Here is a 2,967-nt window from a genome sequence, read left to right on the forward strand (position 1 = left end):
CATAGCTAGTATGTTTATACGGGGGAAGTCTGGCTAGGACATAAACTGGTACAAAAAAGAGGGCAACAAAGCCTGAAACGACCGGCTACTGACGACCGACGACCGACTCCTAACCCCACCAACAAACTTTTTGCCGCCAACCCTATTTAGTTCCTAGTTCAACCGAGACTAACCGATTCACATGAGGAGCAAACAAACCCCGAAAGCCCTTATCTTTAAGGGTATTCATGGTTTCTTTGGCAGCATACCAACTATCTCCTGTGACTGTCTCTGGTTTCAATCCCCAAGCTTTTACTTCGTCCAACATTTCTAAGAAATATTCATGTTTTGTCTGACCCTCCTGTTTATTAACGATTCGATAATTAACGGGAACTGACCTTCCTTTACAATCGGTATAATATCAGGTAACTGCGTTAATACCTTTGACTACTTTTTTGTGTTTACCACCAGTAAAAGTAATCGATTAACTCAGCTTTAGCTGGGTGACTATAAGGCTTGTCAATTACCATGTCGTCTGTAATGATTGTTCCTCCTTCAAGTTCGATTTGAGGAGCCACTTCATCAAACAAATCCTTGGGTGTATAGTTCTCTCGCCACAAGAAACGATTGACACTGTCATGAGATAAATTGCCCAGAATTTGAGCCAAACGAACACAGCTTATATATTTAGGTTCCCAGAGCAAAAATAGGGTGTAAATAGCCAGATTACATTGAGCAGTTGTTGGCTTCGTAATGTTTCTCATCAGTTGTTCTGTTATAAGAGATGCCCTTGTGTCAGGAAATCAAATCGGAGAGGGTTTTGTCAAGAGTCGAGAGAGAAATTGTATCTAAGACTAACAAAATTAGACCACCCACATTTAAGCCTTTTTGTCAATGCGTAATTTCTATGCTTGCAGAAACGGTATCGTTACATTTTGTGTCGTATTCAAGCAATTCATACAGACTCAATCAATTCATACAGTAAATCAAACAACCACCCGTTACAGTAATACCAGAAGCAGAATTGTTAGCTCAACTTAGGTAAGCAGTTCTCAAATCCAACAAATTCAATAAGGAGAGCATCATGAGCTTAAAAGATAGAACCGAGGCAACCGCCAAAAATATCGAAGGTAAAGTTCAAGAAGCAGTAGGAGATCTGACTGGCGATCCCAAAGCTCAAGCAGAGGGCAAGGAAAAACAGGCAGAGGCAAAAGTTCGTCACACTATCGAAGATGTGAAAGATGAAGTCAAAAAAATTATTGATTAGTAGGTCATTTGTCACGGCAACCGCCATTCAGACAAATGATTGAAACCCGGCTTTCATCGGAACTCTTCCTCAAAAAATGGTTTCTTTCGAGACAGGTGAAACCCTAGGACAAGGCGGCGTAAATAAACCCAATATTACCAGATATCTAGCTTCTCAAAGAAGTCGAAGATATCTCCCTCGGTAAACTTACGCCGTCAAAGACTAGAAAAATCTTTCTCGAAAGGGTCTAGACAGTAGTTGTTCATCATCCATGTATCATCGATTCATCAAATTCTTTTTTGGAGTTAAAATGATGTCACTTCAACAGATTCGTCGCTTTTTTGTCACCATTATTTTAACTATAATGCTGGCAATTACTATAGCTTTTGATTTTGGAACTACAAATAGTTGGGCTGCAACTTTACCCACCCAACCGCAGACTCAAATCGCAAGCATGAATCGAGCCAAGGCAGTTACGAAAAATATTGAAGGCAAAGCTCAAGAAGCGATTGGCAACATGACAGGCGATCCCAAAGATCAGATGATGGGAAAAGCCAAGCAAGTCGAAAGTCAGGCTCGTAACGCAGCAGAAGATATAAAAGACCAGATGAAGTTAAAAGGGAGGGCAAAAGCAGTCACAAAGAACATTGAAGGCAAAGCTCAAGAAGCGATAGGTAAAGCTACTGGCAACCACCAAGATCAAGTTGCTGGAAAAGCTAAACAAGTCGAAAGCCAAGTTCGCAATGCAGTAGAAGACGTAAAAGATACGGTTCAAGATATACTCAATTAAGGATCGATGACTGAATTTTCATTACTTTTCTCTAAATCAAGGAGGGAAATATGTTTGATCTCGTTTGGACTGCCGTTGTTATACTTTTCATCCTCTGGTTGTTAGGATTCTCCGTTAACATTGGCGGCGGCTTAATCCACCTGCTTTTGGTTTTGGTGCTGATTGGCGTTGTCTACAACTTGTTTATGAGGCGACGGTAATTGTTCATTCTCGAACACAGAAAGGGTCAAAAAATCGGGAAAAAGCAAGAATCAAAGTAGCTAAGATTCAGGCTCGAATCACCGATAGCAGCAAAGACCATTTACATAAGCTAACCACTCAATTATTTCGTGAAAAACAAACGATTGTAGTTGAGAATTTAGCGGTAAAAAACCTGGTAAAAAACCCCAAGTTAAGCGCATCTTAACAATCCTTGACAAAATGAACTTTATGTGAGTTGCTTGCCCACGATTCAGGCATATTTGAGGAGAATTTGCCATCTCAATTGTTAAGCAAAAATCGACCAAATGGGTCGATTTCGTAACTATTCTGATTGACTGGTATCACTTGAAATGCCCACGCGGACCACAAAATTGGCCAATTGTCAATAGCGTTTGAGATGCTCTCACCCTGAAAAAACCCGAAACTATACTTTGCACGGCTATAACTTGCATTTTTTACTCAAAGACAATAATATAGTTTAAGAGTCATAATTAGAAGCAAAGCACTCATTGACAACATGATTAACCTAGAATTCACGGAAGAAGAAAAGAACTCACTGTATTATGAAAGATTTCATCATCCTCATCCCCGGGTTCAACTGAAGATGGAAGTTCTTTGGTTAAAGAGTCAAAAAATACCGCAACAAAAAATTTGTCAGTTAGCAGGAATCTCGCCAAATCCCTTATGAACTTATCTTCGAGATTATCAAGAAGGCGGAATAGAAAAATTAAAAGAAATCAACTTCTATCGC

5 protein-coding genes and 2 pseudogenes are annotated in these 2,967 nt (G+C 39.8%); 5 read left to right on the plus strand and 2 right to left on the minus strand.

The window, feature by feature from the left end; all coding sequences use genetic code 11:
* Window positions 1-142 precede the first annotated feature (142 nt).
* Together IM477_RS20710 and IM477_RS20715 are read right to left on the minus strand one after the other, a co-directional pair.
* Window positions 143-307: a hypothetical protein gene (locus IM477_RS20710; protein ID WP_002752244.1), complete on the minus strand. Its 165-nt coding sequence runs from the start codon at window positions 305-307 to the stop codon at window positions 143-145.
* A gap of 133 nt (window positions 308-440) precedes the next feature.
* On the minus strand, window positions 441-743 hold the full coding sequence (locus IM477_RS20715; RefSeq protein ID WP_287733300.1) for a hypothetical protein: 303 nt from the start codon (window positions 741-743) through the stop codon (window positions 441-443).
* 320 nt (window positions 744-1,063) lie between these two features.
* Here IM477_RS20715 and IM477_RS20720 point away from each other — a divergent pair, with 320 nt between their 5' ends.
* From IM477_RS20720 to IM477_RS20740, 5 genes and pseudogenes are all read left to right on the plus strand, one after another.
* Entirely contained in the window at window positions 1,064-1,246 is a 183-nt protein-coding gene (locus IM477_RS20720; protein ID WP_002752242.1) for a CsbD family protein, read from the plus strand.
* Between the two features lie 292 nt (window positions 1,247-1,538).
* Window positions 1,539-2,015, plus strand: coding sequence for a CsbD family protein (locus tag IM477_RS20725; protein ID WP_353845565.1), 477 nt, complete (start codon window positions 1,539-1,541; stop codon window positions 2,013-2,015).
* Window positions 2,016-2,065: 50 nt separating this feature from the next.
* Window positions 2,066-2,215 (plus strand): lmo0937 family membrane protein, encoded by a 150-nt coding sequence (locus tag IM477_RS20730; protein ID WP_103672709.1) that lies wholly within the window; start codon window positions 2,066-2,068, stop codon window positions 2,213-2,215.
* Between the two features lie 8 nt (window positions 2,216-2,223).
* Window positions 2,224-2,412 (plus strand): annotated as a pseudogene (locus tag IM477_RS20735) (transposase); the annotation flags it as partial.
* A 321-nt stretch (window positions 2,413-2,733) separates the two neighbouring features.
* Window positions 2,734-2,967: pseudogene (locus IM477_RS20740) on the plus strand (IS630 family transposase); the annotation flags it as partial.

The organism is Microcystis sp. M090S1 (assembly GCF_020246295.1).
GTDB classification, from domain to species: domain Bacteria; phylum Cyanobacteriota; class Cyanobacteriia; order Cyanobacteriales; family Microcystaceae; genus Microcystis; species Microcystis aeruginosa.

Coding starts and splice junctions, on each gene's coding strand:
- IM477_RS20710 (WP_002752244.1), bottom strand. CDS start 307: ATGTTGGACGAAGTAAAAGCTTGGGGATTGAAACCAGAGACAGTCACA.
- IM477_RS20715 (WP_287733300.1), bottom strand. CDS start 743: ATGAGAAACATTACGAAGCCAACAACTGCTCAATGTAATCTGGCTATT.
- IM477_RS20720 (WP_002752242.1), top strand. CDS start 1,064: ATGAGCTTAAAAGATAGAACCGAGGCAACCGCCAAAAATATCGAAGGT.
- IM477_RS20725 (WP_353845565.1), top strand. CDS start 1,539: ATGTCACTTCAACAGATTCGTCGCTTTTTTGTCACCATTATTTTAACT.
- IM477_RS20730 (WP_103672709.1), top strand. CDS start 2,066: ATGTTTGATCTCGTTTGGACTGCCGTTGTTATACTTTTCATCCTCTGG.